We start from the raw sequence: 17747 nt of genomic DNA on the forward strand, positions 1-17747 counted from the left end.
GTGAGGGGCGTTCGTCACGAAATGCGCAACGGCCGTTCACAAAAGGAAGACGATTCGTCACGAACCGGCGTCTTCCAATCTGCCCCGCAAATTCGCTTATTTCGCTCCAGACATCGAAGGGCAAGGAGCGACATCAATGACCCTGTCACTGACCGGCATCCATCACCTCACGGCGATCACCGCCGACGCACCGGGGAACGTGAAGTTCTACACCGACGTCCTCGGCCTGCGCCTCGTCAAGAAGACGGTGAACCAGGACGACACCAGCGCCTACCACCTGTTCTACGCCGACGGCAAAGCCTCGCCGGGTACCGACATCACCTTCTTCGACTGGCCGGCCCCGCGCGAGACGCGCGGCACGCATTCGATCTCGCGCACCGGCCTGCGGGTGGCGGGTCCCGAAAGCCTCGCCTATTGGCACGACAGGCTGGCGAAGGCCGACGTGACGCTCGGCGAGATCCGCGAACTCGACGGGCGGCAGAGCCTCGACTTCGAGGATCCGGAGGGCCAGCGGCTGCGGCTGGTGGTCGACGGCGGCGCCGGCGAGGCCAATCCCTGGGATGCGAGCACCGTTCCGGCCGAGCACCAGATCCGCGGCCTCGGGCCGATCACCATCTCGGTGCCGGATCTCGCGCGCACCGAGCCGGTGCTGACGGTGCTGATGAACATGCGTCAGGCGCGGACCTATGAGGCGGCGGGCGCCACCGTCCACGTCTTCGAGATGGGCGAGGGCGGCCCGGCGGCCGAACTCCACGTCGCGGTCGAGCCGCATCTTTCGCCTGCAAGCCAGGGCGCCGGCGGCGTCCACCATGTCGCCTTCCGCACGCCGAGCGTCGAGGCGCTGCACGAGTGGACCGAGCGGGTGAAGAGCTACCGCGTGCCGTCGAGCGGCGAGGTCGAGCGCTACTATTTCCGCTCGCTCTATTTCCGCGAGCCGAACGGCGTGCTCTTCGAGATCGCGACCGACGGGCCGGGCTTCGCCGTCGACGAGCCGATGGAGAGCCTCGGCCAGTCGCTGTCCCTGCCGCCGTTCCTGGAAGGCCGGCGCGCTTCGATCGAGGCAAAGCTGAAGCCGCTCGACTGAGCGGCGGAAATTTCGCAAAGACGCCTATTCGCAAAGGAGGATCACCATGGCCATGACCGACGCCCTGACCCGCATGCTCGCCGCCCAGAAACTGCGGCTTGCCGGCGCGCCGCTGGAAACGGCGAAACTGGCGGTCCTCTGCCTCCACGGGCGCGGCGCGAGCGCCGAGGACATCCTCGGCATCGCCCAGGTGCTGCGGGTGCCGGACATCGCCTATGTGGCGCCGCAGGCAGATGGCGGCGCCTGGTATCCGCGGCCCTTCACCGAGCCGGTGGAGGCCAACGAGCCCTATCTGTCGGAGGCGCTGAAGCGGATCGACAAGATCCTCACCGGCCTCGGCGACGGCGGCTTCGGCCGCGACAGGGTGGCGATCGCCGGCTTCTCGCAGGGCGCCTGCCTGTCGCTCGAATATGTCGCGCGCAATGCCGGACGCGTCGCCGGCGCGATCGGCTTTTCCGGCGGGTTGATCGGCACTGATGCTGCGAACCGGCCGGAGACGTCGCGCCTCGACGGGCTCGCCGTCTTCCTCGGCTGCAGCGCCGAGGACCCGTTCATCCCGGCGCTTCGGGTGCGCGAGACGGCGGCGCATCTGGAAGATCGCGGCGCGAAGGTGAAGACGACGCTCTATCCGCAGGCCGGGCACGGTATCAATGCCGACGAGATCGCAGAGGCTGAGGCGCTTCTTGCCGGTCTGACGGCCTGATCCCGCAGAACAATAGCTCGTCGGCGGCGCGTCCGCCGGTGGTGCGGGGACGGCTTCACGACTTCGAGAAGCAAGCCGCCGGACCGCCGGGCCCGGCCGTCGGCCCGGCCCGGCGATCGCGCCAAGCCCTTGCAGAATCACAGGATCGCGCCCTCTCGGCGAACAAGCTGTGACGTATCGTCATTTCGCTGGCGAACGGCATTGAGACGGCGTAAGTTCCGGCCGGGGCGAGGCTGGACAAGGTGCGATCTATGACGTGGCTCGGCAAGTTTCGTGCCGTCGGTGCGGCGGCGATTTTCGCCTTGGCGGTCTTGTCCGCGCCGACGCTCGCGGCGGAGAAGAAGTCGGGACCGGGACCCGAGGGGTCCGCCGGCGCCCAGGTCGAGACCGTCACGCCCGAGGCCGCCCAAGGCGGCGCGCTTGCGACAGGTGCGGGCACCCGCCAGATCGTCGTGACCAAGGGCGCGGATTATTTCGGGCGCGACTACGACGTTCTGAAGGATGTGGGCGTCGACCAATGCTCCGCCGCCTGCGTCGCCGACAAGCGCTGCCTGGCCTTCACCCTTAACGAACGCACCGGCTGGTGCTTCATGAAGGAAGGATTGGGTGAGCTGCGCACCGTCGCCGGCGCCACGTCCGGCCGGATCGTCGAGGCGCCCGCGATCGACGAGACCAGCGTCGAGACGCGGGTCGCCGATCTCGACTTTCTGGCGCGTGCGGCGCTAGACGAAGCCAAGCGGCGGCGGCTGGCGCTCGCCAGCGCCGATCGCGATCCGAATGCCGCGTCGCTGACGGTCCAGGATCTCGCCGCCAAGGCAGGAGCCGCGCTCACCTACCAGTCGGCGATCGAGTACTACAGCGAAGTTCTGAAACACGAGCCGCTCAACCACCGTGCCTGGAACGGACTGGCGCAGGCGGCGCTGAACTACTCGCCCGACGATTACCAGAAGCGGATGGAGAACGCGCAGCTGCGGTCGGACGCGGCGATCAACGCCTATCTGACCTCGGCCAGCGACGCGGAGCGGGCCGCCGCGCTCGCCAAGCTCGGCGACGGCTTCGCCTCGGCCAGCGACTGGAAGCAGGCGATCCGGAGCTACCGGAAGAGCTTGGCGCTCGCCGAGGAGCCCACGGTGGTCGCCCAGCTCGATTCCGTCGTTGCCGCCCACGGCTTCCGGATCGTCGACCACACGATCGACAACAACGCCGCCAATCCGCGTATCTGCCTGACCTTCTCGGACGCGCTTTCGGCCAAGCTGACCAGCGCCGAGAACCCCGGCGACTATCTCGGCGTCGAGGGCGGCGACACGCTGCCGGTGACGGCCAGCGGCACGCAGATGTGCGTCGAGGGCGTCAAGCACGGCGAGCGCTATCATATCGTCGCGCGGCCGGGCATCACCTCGGTCGACGGCGAGACGCTGCCCAAGCAGGCCGTCCTCGACATCTACGTCAAGGATCGCGATCCCTCGGTGCGGTTCGCGACCAACGCCTATGTCCTGCCGGCCGGCGGCAACGCCACCATTCCGGTCACCACGATCAACACCGCCGAGCTGGAAGCCAAGCTGCAGCGGATCGACGAGCGCGGCCTCACCGACGCGATCGGCGGCGAGCGCTTCCTGCGCGAGCTTTCCCAATACCAGGTGCAGGACATCACCGACCAGTCCGGCGAGGACGTCTGGCAGGGCAGGGTCGACGTCGTGCGCGACCTCAACCGGGAAGTGGTGACGGCGATCCCCGTCTCGGCGATCGCGCCGGATCTGAAGCCGGGCGTCTACGTCCTGACGGCGACGGCCAAGAATGGCCCGAAATACCAGGACACCTCGGCGACGCAGTGGTTCGTCGTCTCCGACATCGGCCTGACCACCTTCTCGGCCTCGGACGGCTTTCATGTCGTCGCCCGCTCGCTCGGCAGCGCCGCCCCCTTGGGCGAGGTCGATCTCGGCCTCGTCGCCGCCAACAATCAGGTGCTCGGCACGGCCAGGACCGACGCGTCCGGCCATGCGCGCTTTCCCGCGGGCCTTCTGCGCGGCACCGGCGGCGAACGGCCGGCGGTGCTGACGGCGAACCGTCAGAAGTCTGACTTCGTCTTCCTGGATCTCACCGCCTCGCCCTTCGACCTCACCGACAGAGGCGTCGACGGGCGGGCGCCGGCCGGGCCGCTCGACGTGTTCATCACGCCCGAGCGCGGCATCTACCGCGCCGGCGACACCGCCTATCTGACGGCGATGACGCGGGATTCTCAAGGGATCGCGATCACCGGCCTGACCCTGACCGAGATCGTCACCCGGCCGGATGGCGTCGAGCACGCTCGATCGCAGGTCTCGGACTTCGGCGCGGGCGGCTATTCCTTTCCCGTCGCCTTGCCGCCGAGCGCCCAGCGCGGCGTGTGGAAGGTCGCACTCCACACAGATCCCAAGCAGCCGGCGCTCGCCGAGGCCAGCTTCCTCGTCGAGGATTTCGAGCCCCAGAAGATCGATTTCGACCTGACGATCGACGCCAAGGTGCTCGACCCCGCGTCGCCGCCGGTGATCGACGTATCCGCGCGCTATCTCTTCGGCGCACCGGCGGGCGGTCTGGAAGTGAACGGCGAGGCGGTGCTGACCTCGACCTCCTCGATCGACGGCTTCCCGGGCTATTCCTTCGGACTTGCCACCGACGAGACGACGGCGACGCGCCAGCCCTTCGACGTCGCCACCACCGACGAGACCGGTGCAGCCGAGATCGCACCGGTCGCCTTCGATCCGCCGGTGACCACGCGGCCGCTCTCTGCCTCGCTGCAGGTGCGCGTCGTCGATGCCGGCGGGCGGCCGGTGGAAAAGACGACCGAATTGCCGCTTGCAGGTTCCAAGCCGCGTCTCGGCATCAAGCCGCGCGTCGACGGCGACGTCGCCGAGAATTCGCTCGCCGCCTTCGACGTCATCGCCATCGGTGCCGACCGCATGCGCATGGCGCTGCCAAAGGCCGACTGGGTTTTGAAGAAGGTGACGACCCGCTTCCAGTGGTACTCGACCGGCAGCGGCTGGAACTACGAGCCGATCCGTTCGACGGCCCGGGTCGCCAGCGGCACCGTCGAGATCTCCCCCGACCAGCCGGCTGCCATCGAGGCGCCGGTGGAATGGGGCGAGTACGAGCTGACGCTGAGCGACCCGTCGGACGAAGCGGTGCCGGCCAGCGTGACCTTCTACGCCGGCTGGTATGTCGCGGCGGCCTCCCTGGACACGCCCGATACCGCCCGGGTCTCGCTCGACAAGCCGCAGTACAAGGTCGGCGACACCGCCACGGTTCACATCGAGCCGCGCTTTGCCGGCAAGGCCGAAGTCTTCGTCATGGACGAACGCGTCGTCGCCTCCAAGACCGCCGATATCGGCGAGAACGGCGGCGACGTGACGCTCGAGGTCACCCGCGACTGGGGGCCGGGCGTCTATATCGCGGCGGTCGTCTACCGTCCGATGGATCTCGACGAAAAGCGCATGCCCGGCCGGGCGATCGGTCTCGCCCATGCCAGCGTCGATCCCGGCGACCGAGCCCTGTCGGTGTCGATCGCGGCGCCGGACAAGATCGCGCCGCGCCAGAGCATCAACGTCTCGCTCGACGTCGGCGGCGTGAAGCCCGGCGAGACCGCCTATGTGACGCTCGCCGCCGTCGATGTCGGCATCCTCAACGTCACCCGGTTCGATCCGCCCTCGCCGAAGGGGTTCTACTTCGGCAAGCGGCGTCTGGGCGTCGAGATCCGCGACCTCTATTCGAAGCTGATCGACCGCACCCAGGGCGCCCCCGGCACCGTCCGCTCCGGCGGCGATGCCGGCGCGAGCTATGAATCGCCGCCGCCGATGGACGACCTCGTCGCCCGCTATTCCGGCCCGGTCACCGTCGGCGACGACGGCAAGGTGGTGATCCCGCTCGACGTGCCCGACTTCAACGGCACCTTGAAGCTGATGGCGATGGCCTGGTCGAAGACCGGGGTCGGCGAGGCCAGTGCCGACATGATCGTCCGCGACCCGATCGTCATGGCGGTCAGCCGTCCGCGCTTCCTCTCGCCCGGCGACACTTCGCGGATCGCCATCGATCTTACCCATGTCGAGGGTCCGACCGGCCGCACCCATGTGGTCCTGTCGGGCGGCGCCGGGATCGCCAGCCTCGGCGGCGAGGCCGACCGGACGATCGAAATCGCCGACGGCGGCCATGAGCGCATGCTCGTGCCGGTGAAGGCCGAGGCGATCGGCGACGCCGCCTTCGACCTGGCCCTGACCATGCCGAACGGCGAGACGCTTAGAAAGAACTTCCGGCTTCCCGTTCGCTCGATCGCGCCGGAAACCGTCGACAAGAGCGTCGTGACGGTGGCGGCCAATGGCGGACGGCTGGCCCTCTCGCCGGATCTCTTCGCCGGCTATGTTCCCGGCACCGGCAAGGCGACGCTGTCGATCGCCGGGGCGACCGAGTTCGACGTCGCCGGGGTCGTCCGGGCGCTCGACCGCTATCCCTATGGCTGTACCGAACAGCTGACGTCGCGGGCTTTGCCGCTCGTCTATCTCGACAAGACCATCCTCGCCGCCGGGCTCGGCGCCACCGAGGACGTGACGAAGCGGGTGGAGGACGCGGTGACCGCCGTTCTCGCCAACCAGTCCTCGTCCGGCAGCTTCGGGTTGTGGCAGCCCGATTCCGGCGATCTCTGGCTCGACGCCTATGTCACCGACTTTCTGACGAGGGCGCGCGAAACCGGCTACAAGGTTCCGGAGGAAGGCTTCTCCCTCGCCATCGACAATCTGCGCAACAGCCTCGCCTATCTGCCGGACCAGCCGGACTGGGGCCCGGTCGCCTATGCCTATTACGTCCTCGCCCGCAACGGCCGGGCCGCGATCGGTGACCTGCGCTATTATGTCGACAATCAGGTGGACAGCCTGCCGACACCGCTCGCCAAGGCCCAGATGGCGGCCGCGCTGGCGCTCTATGGCGACCGGACGCGGGCCGAGACCGTGTTCCGGAGGGCGGTCGATCAGGCGACCAACGGCTACACGTCAAACCGTCTGCGGACGGACTACGGCACGGCGCTGCGCGACGACGCCGCGGTGCTGACGCTGGGCCTGGAGACGGCGATCGACGGCGTCGCCTTCGACGGCCTCGTGCGGCAGGTCAATGCCGAGCGCCAGAGCAAGCGCTATACATCCACCCAGGAGGACGTCTGGTCGCTGCTTGCCGCCCATGCCCTCCTCACCCGCCAGCCGCCGCAATTGACCGTCGCCGGCAAGAATGTCGACGGGCCCTATGCCGCCGCCTTCGACGCGCAGTCGCTCGCCGCCGGCCTCGACATCGCCAATCGCGGCCCGGCGCCGCTGTCGGCTCGGGTGACGCTGAGGGGCGTGCCGGAGGTGACGCCTCCGGCCTCGGTCGACGGCTATGCGATCAGCCGCAGCTACTACACGCTCGAGGGGACGCAGGCCGATCCTTCGCAGATCGGACAGGGCGACCGTCTGGTCGCCGTCGTCGAAGTCACGCCGATCGACACCGGGCCTGCCCGGCTGATGATCAACGATCCGCTGCCGGCGGGCCTCGAGATCGACAATCCCGCGATCCTCAAGGGCGGCGACGTCGCCGCGCTCGACTGGCTGGAACTGTCCGGAGAGGCCGCTCATACGGAGTTCCGCGCCGACCGCTTCCTCGCCGCCGTCAACCAGGGCGACGGCGACACGGCGACGCGCCGCTTCGCCTATATCGTGCGGGCGGTCTCGCCGGGCACCTTCGACCATCCGGCCGCCGTCGTGGAAAACATGTACGACCCGACCCGGCGCGGACGCACCGATGCCGGCGGGGTCGAGGTGATCGGGCCGCTCAAATGAGACAAGTGCGCAGGCGGGCGCTCGCAAGGTGCGCCCGCTTCACCCTCGCGGCGGGCTTGCCCTGCCGTGAAGCGACGGGAGCCGGTCGCCGCCAGAGCCCTACGAGCCGCTTCCGGACCGACGGTGGTCGGTCGATCATCCGTCGTTCGGTGTTGCGCCACCACACTTGCAGCGATCAGGGGACGCTTGTCCTGACCTTCGCCCGGACAGGGTCGAGGTTCCGCTGACATGTCCGCACTGCGCCGCTCGGCCCAGGCGGGTCTCCTGGGGCTTCTCCTTCTTCTCGTCGCTGTGCTCTGGAGCTATTCGGCCTTCGAGGCGGCGGTCGCGCGACGGCTCGCCGCGTTCCAGCCACCCGAGGTCGGGGTGGAGGTGGTCGCGCGGGACGGCGCGCTCCTGCGCCCGTTCCCAGTCTCCGACGGGCGCTGGCGGCTCGCGGCGACTGCGGGATCGGTCGATCCGCGCTTCCTGACAATGCTGCTCGCCTGGGAGGACAAGCGCTTCGCCGAGCATGGCGGCATCGACGGCCTCGCGCTCCTGCGCGCCGTCTTTCAGTCCGTATCCAGCGGCCATATCGTCTCCGGCGGCTCGACCCTGACCATGCAGGTCGCGCGCATCCTGAAGTCCTTGCCGACGGGGAGCTTTGCGGCGAAGGGCGAGCAGATGCTGACGGCGATCGCGCTGGAGCGGCGCCTGTCCAAGGCCGAGATCCTCGCGCTCTATCTTCAGCTGGCGCCCTATGGCGGCAATGTCGAAGGCGTGCGGGCCGCGAGCCTGACCCTGTTCGGCAAGGAACCGCGACGGCTGACCGCGGCGGAGGCGGCGCTTCTCGTCGCGCTGCCGCAATCGCCGGAGCGCTACCGGCCGGATCGCTTTCCCGAACGCGCCAGGGCCGCCCGCGACCGTGTCCTGACCCGCATGGCGGACCTTGGCATTCTCGACGCCAGGGAGGCCGGGCGGGCGAGGCGGGAGCGCATTCCGTCCGGGCGTCTCGACATGCCCATGGCCGTCGCCCATGCAGCCGAGCGGCTGCATGCCGCCTCGCCGGATGCGATGCGGATCGATCTCACCATCGACGCCGGCCTGCAGACGCGGCTCGAGACCTATGCGCGCGAGAAGGCGAAGACGCTCAAGAAGCCCGTCAGCCTCGGCCTCGTCGTCGCCGACTACACGACCGGGGAAATCCTCGCCGAAGTCGGATCGCCCGATTATTTCGACCGCGAGCGGCAGGGCTTCGTCGATCTGACCCAGGCGCTTCGTTCGCCCGGCTCGACCCTGAAGCCGCTGATCTACGGGCTAGCCTTCGAACGCGGCGTCGCCCATCCCGAAAGCCTTGTCGACGATTCGCCCGGCGATTTTGCCGGCTATACGCCGCAGAATTTCGACGGCAGCTTCGCCGGCGTCATCACCGCGCGCCGCGCCCTGCAGCTGTCGCGCAACCTGCCGGCGGTCGAGCTTCTCAGCCGCGTCGGTCCGAGCCGTCTCGTCCACCGCATGCGCCGCGCGGGCGCGACGCCGGAACTCGGCGACCGGTCGCTGCCGGGCCTCGCCATCGGCCTCGGCGGCATCGGGCTCACGCTCGAGGACCTCGTGCGGATCTATGCCGGCATCGCCAATGGCGGCGTCGCCATGCCGCTGCAAATCGAACAGTCGGCGGCCGCCGGGACAATCGGTAAGCGCATCCTGTCGGAACAGGCGGCCTGGTACGTGACCTCGATCCTCGCCGGTGCGACCACCACCACCAAGGGATCGCCCGGCGACATCGCCCACAAGACCGGGACCTCCTATGGCTACCGCGACGCCTGGACCATCGGCTATGACGGCCGCCACGTCGTCGGCGTCTGGCTGGGGCGGCCGGACGGCGCGCCGGTCGCAGGCCTCGTCGGTCAGGATTCGGCCGTTCCGGTGATGCATGACGTCTTCGCTCGGATCGGCAAGGTAGAGCGGCTTTTGGGCCCGCCGCCGGGGATCCTCGCCTCGGCGGGTGCCGGCCTGCCGCCGCCGCTGCGCCGCGTCGGGCGCGCTGCCGAGCAGAAGCTCTCGGGCCTTGCCCCGGAGATCGTGTTCCCGCCCAATGCCGCTCATGTCGAACTCGGGCTTCGCGACGGCAGCGCGGCCGAACTCGCCCTCAAGGTTCGCAATGGCCGACCGCCTTTCACCTGGTATGTCGACGGCCTGCCGGTCGGCCGCAACGAGGTAAGGCGCCAGTCTCACTGGCGGGCGAGCGAACCGGGCTTCGTGGATATCTCCGTCGTCGACGCGGCCGGCGCGGCGGCTTCGAGCCGGGTCTTCGTCGAATAGGCCGCCGCTTTGCCGCGCGAACATTTGGGCCGCGTGATTCGCGAGACGAGCGAACGCACGGGCACCCTTGTTTGTCGCTGCGCGCCGGCGATGTCCGGCCATTGAGCCGCTGCGCCCGCCGCGCTACAGAGCCGTTCGATACTGAACCGGACGGTGCCTGCAAACGATGCGCGACGAATGCCTTGAACCGCGTCTTTGGCGCCGGACTACCCTTCTGCCGATCCCGATCGGCCGGCTCGCCTGATGCAGACCGTCCGGCGCACCATCCAGCGATCCGCTACCGCCGTCATCGCGGGCTTCGCCATTCTCGTCGTCGCGGCGGTGACCGCCGGCTGGATCCTGGTGAGGACCCAGGACGTCACCGAGCTCGTCGCGCACACCTTCGAGGTCGAGGCCGCGCTCGCCGATCTGAGGTCGCTGTCGGAGCGGATCGAGACGGCGCGCCGCGGCTATCTGATCGAGCCCGATTCCCGTTTCCTCGCCACGTTCGAGGAAACGGCCGCCGAACTGCCGAGGCAGCTGGAGCGGATCTCGGCGCTTGTGTCGGACAATCCCAGCCAGATCGGGCGGCTGGCCGAGCTGAAGCGGCTGAATGCGGAGCATCTGAGGCTGTTGCGGGACTCGATTTCTGACCGGAGCGGCGGCGGCAGCGGCGTCAGCGCCGCCACCATTCTCGACGAGGAGGATGTCTCGATCGTCTCGCGGATCCGCGAACTGTCGCGCGAGATGACCGGGGAGGAGCGAACGCTCCTTGCCGAACGCGAGACGGCCCAGCGTCGCGGCGTGATCGCCTCCTACATCATCCTCGTCGTCGCTTTCGTCCTGCTCATCGCCGTTGCCGCGGGGACCATTGCGGCGACCCGGCGCAACATGCGAGAGCTTGCCCTCTCGCGCGATCAGCTGCGGTTGCTCAACACCGATCTGGAATCGGCGGTCGCCGTCCGCACGTCGGAATTGCAGCGCGCCAATGACGAGATCCAGCGCTTCGCCTACATCGTCTCGCACGATCTGAGATCTCCGCTGGTCAACGTCATGGGCTTCACCAGCGAGCTGGAGGCGGCGACGCGACCGCTGAGCGAGATGATCGACCGGGCGGAGGAGGAGGCGCCGGACATCGTCACCGAAGAGGCCCGGCTCGCCGTCCGGGAGGACCTGCCGGAATCGATCGGCTTCATCCGCTCCTCGACCCAGAAGATGGACCGGCTGATCAATGCCATCCTCAGGCTGTCGCGCGAGGGGCGCCGGGTGCTGACGCCGGAACCGGTCGATATGAACGAGATCGTCCGACAGATCGCCGACACCATGCAGCACCGCGTCGACGAGATGGGGGCCGAGATCCGCGTCGAGCCGCTGCCGACGCTCGTCACCGACCGGCTGGCGATCGAACAGATCGTCTCCAACCTCGTGGAGAACGCGGTGAAGTACCTGAAGCCCGGGCGTGCCGGCGTGGTGACGGTTCGCGGCACCGCACAGCGCGACCGCGCGATCATCGAGATCGAGGACAATGGCCGCGGCATCGATCCCAAGGATCATGAACGCATTTTTGACCTATTTCGGCGATCTGGAGCGCAAGATCAGCCGGGCGAAGGAATTGGACTGGCGCATGTGCGCGCGCTGGCCTATCGCCTAGGCGGTGTGATCTCGTGCGAGTCGACGCTTGACCAGGGGGCGACTTTCCGGATTTCAATGCCGCTCGAGATCAAATCTGCCTGAGGACGAACGCCGTGACCAGCCACCAGACCGTCAGCATCGTGATGATCGAGGATGACGAGGGGCATGCGCGTCTGATCGAGAAGAATATCCGCCGCGCGGGCGTCTCCAACGAGATCAATCATTTTGCCGACGGCACATCGGCGCTGGACTTCCTGTTCAACCACCACCAGGGCCCGGCCCGCAACGGCCCGGCCCTCGTGCTTCTCGACCTCAACCTTCCGGACATGAGCGGGACCGACATCCTGGTCAAGATGAAGGCCGAGGGAAGCCCCCTGCGGCGGACGCCCGTCGTCGTGCTGACGACCACGGACGACAAGGTGGAGATCGAGCGCTGCTACGATCTCGGCGCCAATGTCTACATCACCAAGCCGGTGAACTATGAATCCTTTGCACAGGCGATCCGCCAGCTCGGCCTGTTCATCTCCGTGATTCAGCTTCCCGACCAGGAGAAGGACGCATCGTAGCTTCCGTGCCCCGGGTTCTCTACATCGACGATGACGAGGGTCTGCGCACGCTGACGCGGCGCGCGCTGCGCCGCCGCGGCTATGAGGTCGTGACGGCGGAAGGGGCCGATGCGGGCATGGCGCTGCTTGCCGCCGAACCCTTCGACCTCGTCGCGATCGACCACTACATGCCGGGCAAGGACGGGCTGGAGACGCTGGCGATGATCGGCGCGCTCGAGGCGCCGCCGCCGGTCGTCTATGTCACCGGGTCCGAGGAGACGCGGGTCGCCGTCGCCGCGCTGAAGGCGGGTGCTGCGGACTATGTCGTGAAGGCCGTCGGCGAGGATTTCTTCGACCTTCTGGCCTCGAGCTTCGACCAGGCGCTGGACCGCCGGGCGCTGCTTGCCGCCAAGACGGAGGCGGAACGGGCGCTGCTGGCGAGCAACGAGCGGCTCGCCGCGCTCCTGAAGGAGGCCAATCACCGCGTCGCCAATTCGCTCCAGATCGTCGGTGCCTTCGTGCAGCTCCAGGCCTCGAGCGTCCAGAGCGAGGAGGCCAAGGTCGCGCTGAAGGACACCCATCAGCGGATCGCAGCGATCGGCCAGGTGCATCGGCGGCTCTATACCTCCGACGACATCGAGACGGTGGACATGGCCGAATATCTCGGCTCCTTCATCGCCGAGCTGGAATCGACCTGGTCGACGCCGGCCTCGCCGCGGCTGATCCGCCTCGTCGCCGACAATATCCGGCTGGCGACGGACAAGGCGGTCTCGGTCGGCGTGATCGTCAACGAACTGGTCGGCAATGCCTGCAAATACGCCTATGCGAACGGCCAGAGCGGCGAGGTCCGGGTGTCGCTGCTGCGCGAAAACGGCTCGTTCCGGCTGAAGGTCGAGGATGACGGCAAGGGCTTCGACCCCGCGAACTCGCCCAAGGGAACCGGCATCGGCACCAAGCTGATCCGGGCGATGGCTATGAGCCTCAAGGCGGAGCTGGACTATGGCGCCGGCCCCGCCATGCAGGTGAGCATCAAGGCGCCGCTCTAGAATCCTCATCGCCGCGACGGCGCAACCCGCAGAAGGCGCAGCGGACGGTCAAGCCCGCGCTGCGTGAACCGGTTGCGTGCAAGGTCCGCCCGATCCCGGAAGCGGAGACGGCGAAAGACTTGCCTGCTTGGCGTGTTCCTCCCGCAACCCAGTTTAGAGGAGACCCGCCGCCGGAATTCGGCGGGCGAGAATTTTTCTCGAGGCGGTGATGGATCGATGATGCGCAGTATTTTCGGACGGCGAGCCGGCCCCGGCCGGTTGCTCCTCTTCCCGGCACTTTGCCTCGCACTGGCGCTCGTCGGCGTCGGCGCCGGCCCGGCCCGGGCCGAACCGGACCAGCTCGGCAAATGGCGAAGCCAAGCGCTTTCGGCCGTCAACGCGGACCGGCAGAAGCACGGGCGCGAGCCGCTCGAACTGACCGGCCCGTTGAACGAGGCTGCGCAGCGGCACGCCGAGGACATGGCCCAGCGCAACTACTATTCCCACACTTCTCCCGAGGGCAATGATGTGCAGGATCGCTTCATCGATGCTGGCGGTAGCCGCTGGAAGCTCGTGGAGGAGAACATTGCGCGCTGCGCCGGGTGCCGTCCGCCAATCAACGCCAACCGCATCGAGAAGCTTGAGACCGGCTGGATGAACAGCCCGCACCATCGCGAGAATATCCTGCGCGAGGGCCTCGAAGGCTTCGGCTACGGGATCGTGCTCACGGCCGATGACGGCCTCTACGCCGTGCAGACCTTTTCCGGGCCCGGGACGTCCAATGGAGGCGAGGAGGCGCAGGCTGCCAAGCCGCTCGATCCGGCAGAGGTGCCGGAGCGCGCCGCCGAACTCATGAGCGCGGCGCGCAAGCGCCATGACGCGGGGCCCGTCGAGACCGACGACGCCCTGATCAAGGCCGCGCGGTCCTTCCTGCCGGCGCCGGGCTCCGATGATGCTTCGTTGAAATCGATCGATCTCGCCGACGCCCTGCCGGCCGGCGAGCGTGGCCGTTGGCGGTCGCTGTCGGTGCTCTCGGCGGCCTGCGGCGGCTGCGGGACGAAGCCGACCGCGGCCGACATCCGGTCCTTCCGCGAGCAGTGGCTCGGCAATGCGCGGTACCGCAAGCAGCTACTCGATCCCGATGTCACGGATATCGGCTTCGCGCTTCAGGCCAATGGGGGAGGCCGCAAGGTGGCGATCATGCTCATGGGGACGAGGCGGTAGGGGGTTGCCGCCCGCCACCTCCGACTCTGCTCTCCTATCGCCGCATCAGCCGGATCGCCTCGCCGACGATGCCGCGGCGGAAGAGGAGGACGCAGAGGACGAAGATGATGCCGATCACGACGGTGACCGGAAATCCTGATGTCGCGAAATAGTTCTGCATGGTGACGACCAGCGCCGCGCCGACGCTCGGGCCGAAGATCGTGCCCATGCCGCCGAGGAGGGTCATCAGCACGACCTCGCCGGACATCTGCCAGGCGACGTCGGTCAGCGTCGCGATCTGCAGGACGATCGCCTTCATCGAGCCGGCGACGCCGGCGATCGCCGCCGACATGACGAAGGCGCCGAGCTTGTAGCGCTCGACCCGGTAGCCGAGCGAGATCGCCCGGTTCTCGTTCTCGCGGATCGCCTTCAGGACATGGCCGAAGGGCGAGTTGACGATCCGCCAGACGGCGAAGAAGCCGAGGACGAAGATCGCCAGTACCAGATAGTAGATGTTGAGCGGCTGGTTGAGGTCGAGGATGCCGAGGAGATTGCCGCGCGGCACGCCCTGGATGCCGTCCTCGCCATGGGTGAAGGGCGCCTGCAGGAAGATGAAGAAGATCATCTGCGACAGGGCCAGCGTCACCATGGCGAAATAGATGCCCTGGCGCCGGATGGCGATGAAGCCGACGACGAGGCCCATCAGCCCGGCGCCGACGAAGCCGAGGGCGATCGCGGCCAGGGGATCCCAATGCCAGACCTTGACGGCATGGGCGGTGAAATAGGCCGCGCCCCCGAAGAAGGCGGCATGGCCGAAGGACAGGAGGCCGACATAGCCGAGGAGAAGGTTGAAGGCGGTGGCGAACAGCGCGAAGCACATCACCGTCATCAGGAAGACCGGATAGACGAAGAAGGGGGCGGCGATCAGCCCGGCGAGTGCGATCACGGCGACGACGAGGCCGGCGGTCGAAAGCCCGCGCTGACCGGTCCTGCGGCGCGGCGAGGCTTCCTGCGATCCCTCGCCGTCGCGAATGGCGGACGTCTCCTGAAGGCTCGCCATGTCAGATCTCCTTGCCGAAGAGGCCGGCCGGTCGCACCATCAGGACGACGGCCATGATGACGAAGACGACGATGTTGGAGGCCTCCGGATAGAACACCTTGGTCAGGCCTTCCAGAATGCCGAGCATGTAGCCGGACAGGATCGCGCCGACGATGGAGCCCATGCCGCCGATGACCACGACCGCGAAGACGATGATGATGAGGTTCGAGCCCATCAGCGGCGAGACCTGGTAGATCGGCGCGGCGAGGACGCCCGCGAGACCGGCAAGGCCGGCGCCCAGCGCATAGGTGAGGGTGAGGAGCAGCGGCACGTTGACGCCGAAGGCCTGGACCAGCTGCGGATTTTCCGTCGCGGCCCTGAGATAGGAGCCGAGCCGGGTCTTCTCGATCAGGAGCCAGGTGGCGAGGCAGATGACCATCGAGGCGACGACGACGAAGCCGCGATAGTTGGGCAGGAACATGAAGCCGAGATTGGTGCCGCCCGAGAGCAGTTGCGGCGTCTGGTAGGGCTGGCCGGCCGAGCCGAAATAATAGCGGAACGTCCCCTCGATGATCAGCGCCAGGCCGAAGGTGAAGAGAAGGCCGTAGAGATGGTCGAGGTCGTAGAGCCGCGAGAGCATGGTGCGTTCGATCGCCGCCGAGACGGCCGCCACGATCAGCGGCGCGACGATCAGCGCCGGCCAGAAGCCGAGGCCGGTATAGGCGAGGGTGAGATAGGCGACGAAGGCGCCGAGCATGTACTGCGCGCCATGGGCGAAGTTGATGACCCTGAGGAGCCCGAAGATCACGGCGAGGCCGAGCGACAGGATCGCGTAGAACGACCCGTTGATGAAGCCGATCAGGAGCTGGCCGAGGAGCGCGGGCAGCGGGATTCCGAACACCATGGTCATGTCAGGTCAGACTCCCACGACTTCGTGCAGGCGATCCATCTTCGCATCGAGCTCCGATGTCGGGAAGCTCTCGAGGATATGGCCGTCCTCCATCAGGTAGAAACGGTCTGCGACCTTTCTGGCGAAGCGGAAGTTCTGTTCGACGAGAAGCAGCGTCATGCCCTTCTTCTTCAGCTCGATGAGCACGTCGCCGATGCGCTGGATGATCACCGGCGCAAGCCCCTCGGTCGGCTCGTCGAGGAGGATGATCCGGGCGCCGGTCCGAAGGATCCGGGCGATCGCCAGCATCTGCTGTTCGCCGCCGGAGAGCTTCGTGCCGGGAGAGTTCCGCCGTTCGGCAAGGTTCGGGAAGAGGTCGTAGATCTCCTCGACGCTCATCCCGCCGGCGGCGACGCGCGGCGGCAGCATCAAATTCTCCGAGACCGAGAGGGAGGCGAAGATGCCGCGCTCCTCCGGCACATAGCCGATGCCGGCATAGGCGGTCTTGTGGACCTTGACCTTCATCATGTCCTCGCCGGCGATGCGGATCTCGCCGGAGCGGCGCGGCAGAAGGTTCATGATGGCGCGCAGGGTCGTCGTCTTGCCGGCGCCGTTGCGCCCGACGAGGGTGATCGTCTCGCCCTCGTGGAGATCGAGCGAGACGCCGTGCAGGACGTGGCTCTCGCCATACCAGCCATTGAGGTCGCGGACCTTCAGCAACGGCGCTTGTGCGGAGGGCCGGTCAAGCATCCTCGGTTCCCATATAGGCCTCGCGCACGCGGGCGTCCGTCGAGACGGTTTCATAATCGCCTTCGGCAAGGATCTCGCCGCGCGCGAGCACCGTCACCTGGTCGCAGAGATCGGCGACGACGGAGAGGTTGTGCTCGACCATGACGACGGTCCGGCCCTTGGCGATGCGCTTGATCAGGGCCGAGATGCGGCCGATGTCCTCGACGCCCATGCCGGCCATCGGCTCGTCGAAAAGCAGGACCGGCGGGTCGAGGGCGAGAGTCGTCGCAATTTCCAGCGCGCGCTTGCGGCCATAGGGCAGTTCCGCCGCGTCGATCTCGGCATAGGCCGTCAACCCCACCGCCTCGATCAGCCGGTTCGCCTCACCGTTCAGCCGGTCGAGCACGCGGTTCGAGCGCCAGAACTGCGTCGCCAGATGGTCCTTGCGCTGCAGCGCCACGCGGACATTGTCGAGAACGGTGAGATGCGGGAAGACCGCGGAGATCTGGAACGAGCGGACGAGACCCATGCGGGCGACGTCGGCCGGCTTCACCCCGGTGATGTCGCGGCCGCGAAAGACGATCTTGCCGGCGCTCGGCGTCAGGAATTTGGTGAGGAGGTTGAACACCGTCGTCTTGCCGGCGCCGTTCGGCCCGATCAGCGCGTGGATCGTGCCCTCGCGGACGTCGAGATCGACATCGTTCACAGCCTTGAAGCCGAAGAACTCCTTGGTCAGCCCACGGGCGGAGAGGATCGCGTCGGACGCGGATGCAGTCATCGGCGGTGA

At 67.7% G+C, this 17747-nt stretch carries 12 protein-coding genes; 8 read left to right on the plus strand and 4 right to left on the minus strand.

The window, feature by feature from the left end:
* Nucleotides 1-136 precede the first annotated feature (136 nt).
* The 8 genes from LH400_RS15515 (at nt 137) to LH400_RS15550 (ending at nt 14324) form a co-directional block, all read left to right on the plus strand.
* Nucleotides 137-1084 carry a ring-cleaving dioxygenase gene (locus LH400_RS15515; protein WP_229153649.1) on the plus strand — a complete coding sequence of 316 codons (948 nt, stop codon included), beginning with the start codon at nt 137-139 and terminating at the stop codon, nt 1082-1084.
* 46 nt (nt 1085-1130) lie between these two features.
* Nucleotides 1131-1787, plus strand: a complete 657-nt coding sequence (locus tag LH400_RS15520) for an alpha/beta hydrolase (RefSeq protein WP_229153650.1) — start codon at nt 1131-1133, stop codon at nt 1785-1787.
* Between the two features lie 251 nt (nt 1788-2038).
* Nucleotides 2039-7618, plus strand: coding sequence for an alpha-2-macroglobulin family protein (locus LH400_RS15525; RefSeq protein ID WP_229154409.1), 5580 nt, complete (start codon nt 2039-2041; stop codon nt 7616-7618).
* A gap of 228 nt (nt 7619-7846) precedes the next feature.
* Complete coding sequence (gene pbpC, locus LH400_RS15530) at nt 7847-9919, plus strand: penicillin-binding protein 1C (protein ID WP_229153651.1); 2073 nt, start codon at nt 7847-7849, stop codon at nt 9917-9919.
* Nucleotides 9920-10162: 243 nt separating this feature from the next.
* Nucleotides 10163-11632, plus strand: a complete 1470-nt coding sequence (locus LH400_RS15535; RefSeq protein ID WP_229153652.1) for a sensor histidine kinase — start codon at nt 10163-10165, stop codon at nt 11630-11632.
* A gap of 41 nt (nt 11633-11673) precedes the next feature.
* On the plus strand, nt 11674-12096 hold the full coding sequence (locus tag LH400_RS15540) for a response regulator (protein ID WP_255617810.1): 423 nt from the start codon (nt 11674-11676) through the stop codon (nt 12094-12096).
* A gap of 5 nt (nt 12097-12101) precedes the next feature.
* Nucleotides 12102-13121, plus strand: a complete 1020-nt coding sequence (locus LH400_RS26390) for a response regulator (RefSeq protein ID WP_229153654.1) — start codon at nt 12102-12104, stop codon at nt 13119-13121.
* Between the two features lie 219 nt (nt 13122-13340).
* Entirely contained in the window at nt 13341-14324 is a 984-nt protein-coding gene (locus LH400_RS15550; RefSeq protein ID WP_229153655.1) for a CAP domain-containing protein, read from the plus strand.
* A 34-nt stretch (nt 14325-14358) separates the two neighbouring features.
* On the opposite strand, the gene LH400_RS15555 is transcribed toward LH400_RS15550, so the two are convergent.
* Genes LH400_RS15555 through LH400_RS15570 form a run of 4 tightly spaced genes read right to left on the minus strand, consistent with a single transcriptional unit; the run spans nt 14359 to nt 17738 of the window.
* Nucleotides 14359-15363, minus strand: a complete 1005-nt coding sequence (locus LH400_RS15555; RefSeq protein WP_229153656.1) for a branched-chain amino acid ABC transporter permease — start codon at nt 15361-15363, stop codon at nt 14359-14361.
* Nucleotide 15364: 1 nt separating this feature from the next.
* Entirely contained in the window at nt 15365-16252 is an 888-nt protein-coding gene (locus tag LH400_RS15560; RefSeq protein WP_229153657.1) for a branched-chain amino acid ABC transporter permease, read from the minus strand.
* Between the two features lie 6 nt (nt 16253-16258).
* Nucleotides 16259-16981 (minus strand): ABC transporter ATP-binding protein, encoded by a 723-nt coding sequence (locus LH400_RS15565; protein WP_229153658.1) that lies wholly within the window; start codon nt 16979-16981, stop codon nt 16259-16261.
* The gene (locus LH400_RS15570; RefSeq protein ID WP_229153659.1) at nt 16974-17738 is read right to left on the minus strand and encodes an ABC transporter ATP-binding protein; all 765 of its coding nucleotides are present in this window, start codon (nt 17736-17738) and stop codon (nt 16974-16976) included. The genes LH400_RS15565 and LH400_RS15570 overlap by 8 nt, the downstream gene beginning before the upstream one ends.
* Nucleotides 17739-17747 lie beyond the last annotated feature (9 nt).

It is taken from the genome of Jiella soli, from assembly GCF_020615385.1.
In the GTDB taxonomy this organism is placed as follows: Bacteria; Pseudomonadota; Alphaproteobacteria; order Rhizobiales; family Rhizobiaceae; genus VKMB-3413.

What these genes read in the sequence shown, in the direction of transcription:
- LH400_RS15540 (WP_255617810.1), top strand. Translation starts at nt 11,674, where the DNA reads ATGATCGAGGATGACGAGGGGCATGCGCGTCTGATCGAGAAGAATATC.
- LH400_RS15565 (WP_229153658.1), bottom strand. Translation starts at nt 16,981, where the DNA reads ATGCTTGACCGGCCCTCCGCACAAGCGCCGTTGCTGAAGGTCCGCGAC.
- pbpC (WP_229153651.1), top strand. Translation starts at nt 7,847, where the DNA reads ATGTCCGCACTGCGCCGCTCGGCCCAGGCGGGTCTCCTGGGGCTTCTC.
- LH400_RS15550 (WP_229153655.1), top strand. Translation starts at nt 13,341, where the DNA reads ATGCGCAGTATTTTCGGACGGCGAGCCGGCCCCGGCCGGTTGCTCCTC.
- LH400_RS15560 (WP_229153657.1), bottom strand. Translation starts at nt 16,252, where the DNA reads ATGACCATGGTGTTCGGAATCCCGCTGCCCGCGCTCCTCGGCCAGCTC.
- LH400_RS15570 (WP_229153659.1), bottom strand. Translation starts at nt 17,738, where the DNA reads ATGACTGCATCCGCGTCCGACGCGATCCTCTCCGCCCGTGGGCTGACC.
- LH400_RS15535 (WP_229153652.1), top strand. Translation starts at nt 10,163, where the DNA reads ATGCAGACCGTCCGGCGCACCATCCAGCGATCCGCTACCGCCGTCATC.
- LH400_RS15515 (WP_229153649.1), top strand. Translation starts at nt 137, where the DNA reads ATGACCCTGTCACTGACCGGCATCCATCACCTCACGGCGATCACCGCC.
- LH400_RS15525 (WP_229154409.1), top strand. Translation starts at nt 2,039, where the DNA reads ATGACGTGGCTCGGCAAGTTTCGTGCCGTCGGTGCGGCGGCGATTTTC.
- LH400_RS15555 (WP_229153656.1), bottom strand. Translation starts at nt 15,363, where the DNA reads ATGGCGAGCCTTCAGGAGACGTCCGCCATTCGCGACGGCGAGGGATCG.
- LH400_RS15520 (WP_229153650.1), top strand. Translation starts at nt 1,131, where the DNA reads ATGGCCATGACCGACGCCCTGACCCGCATGCTCGCCGCCCAGAAACTG.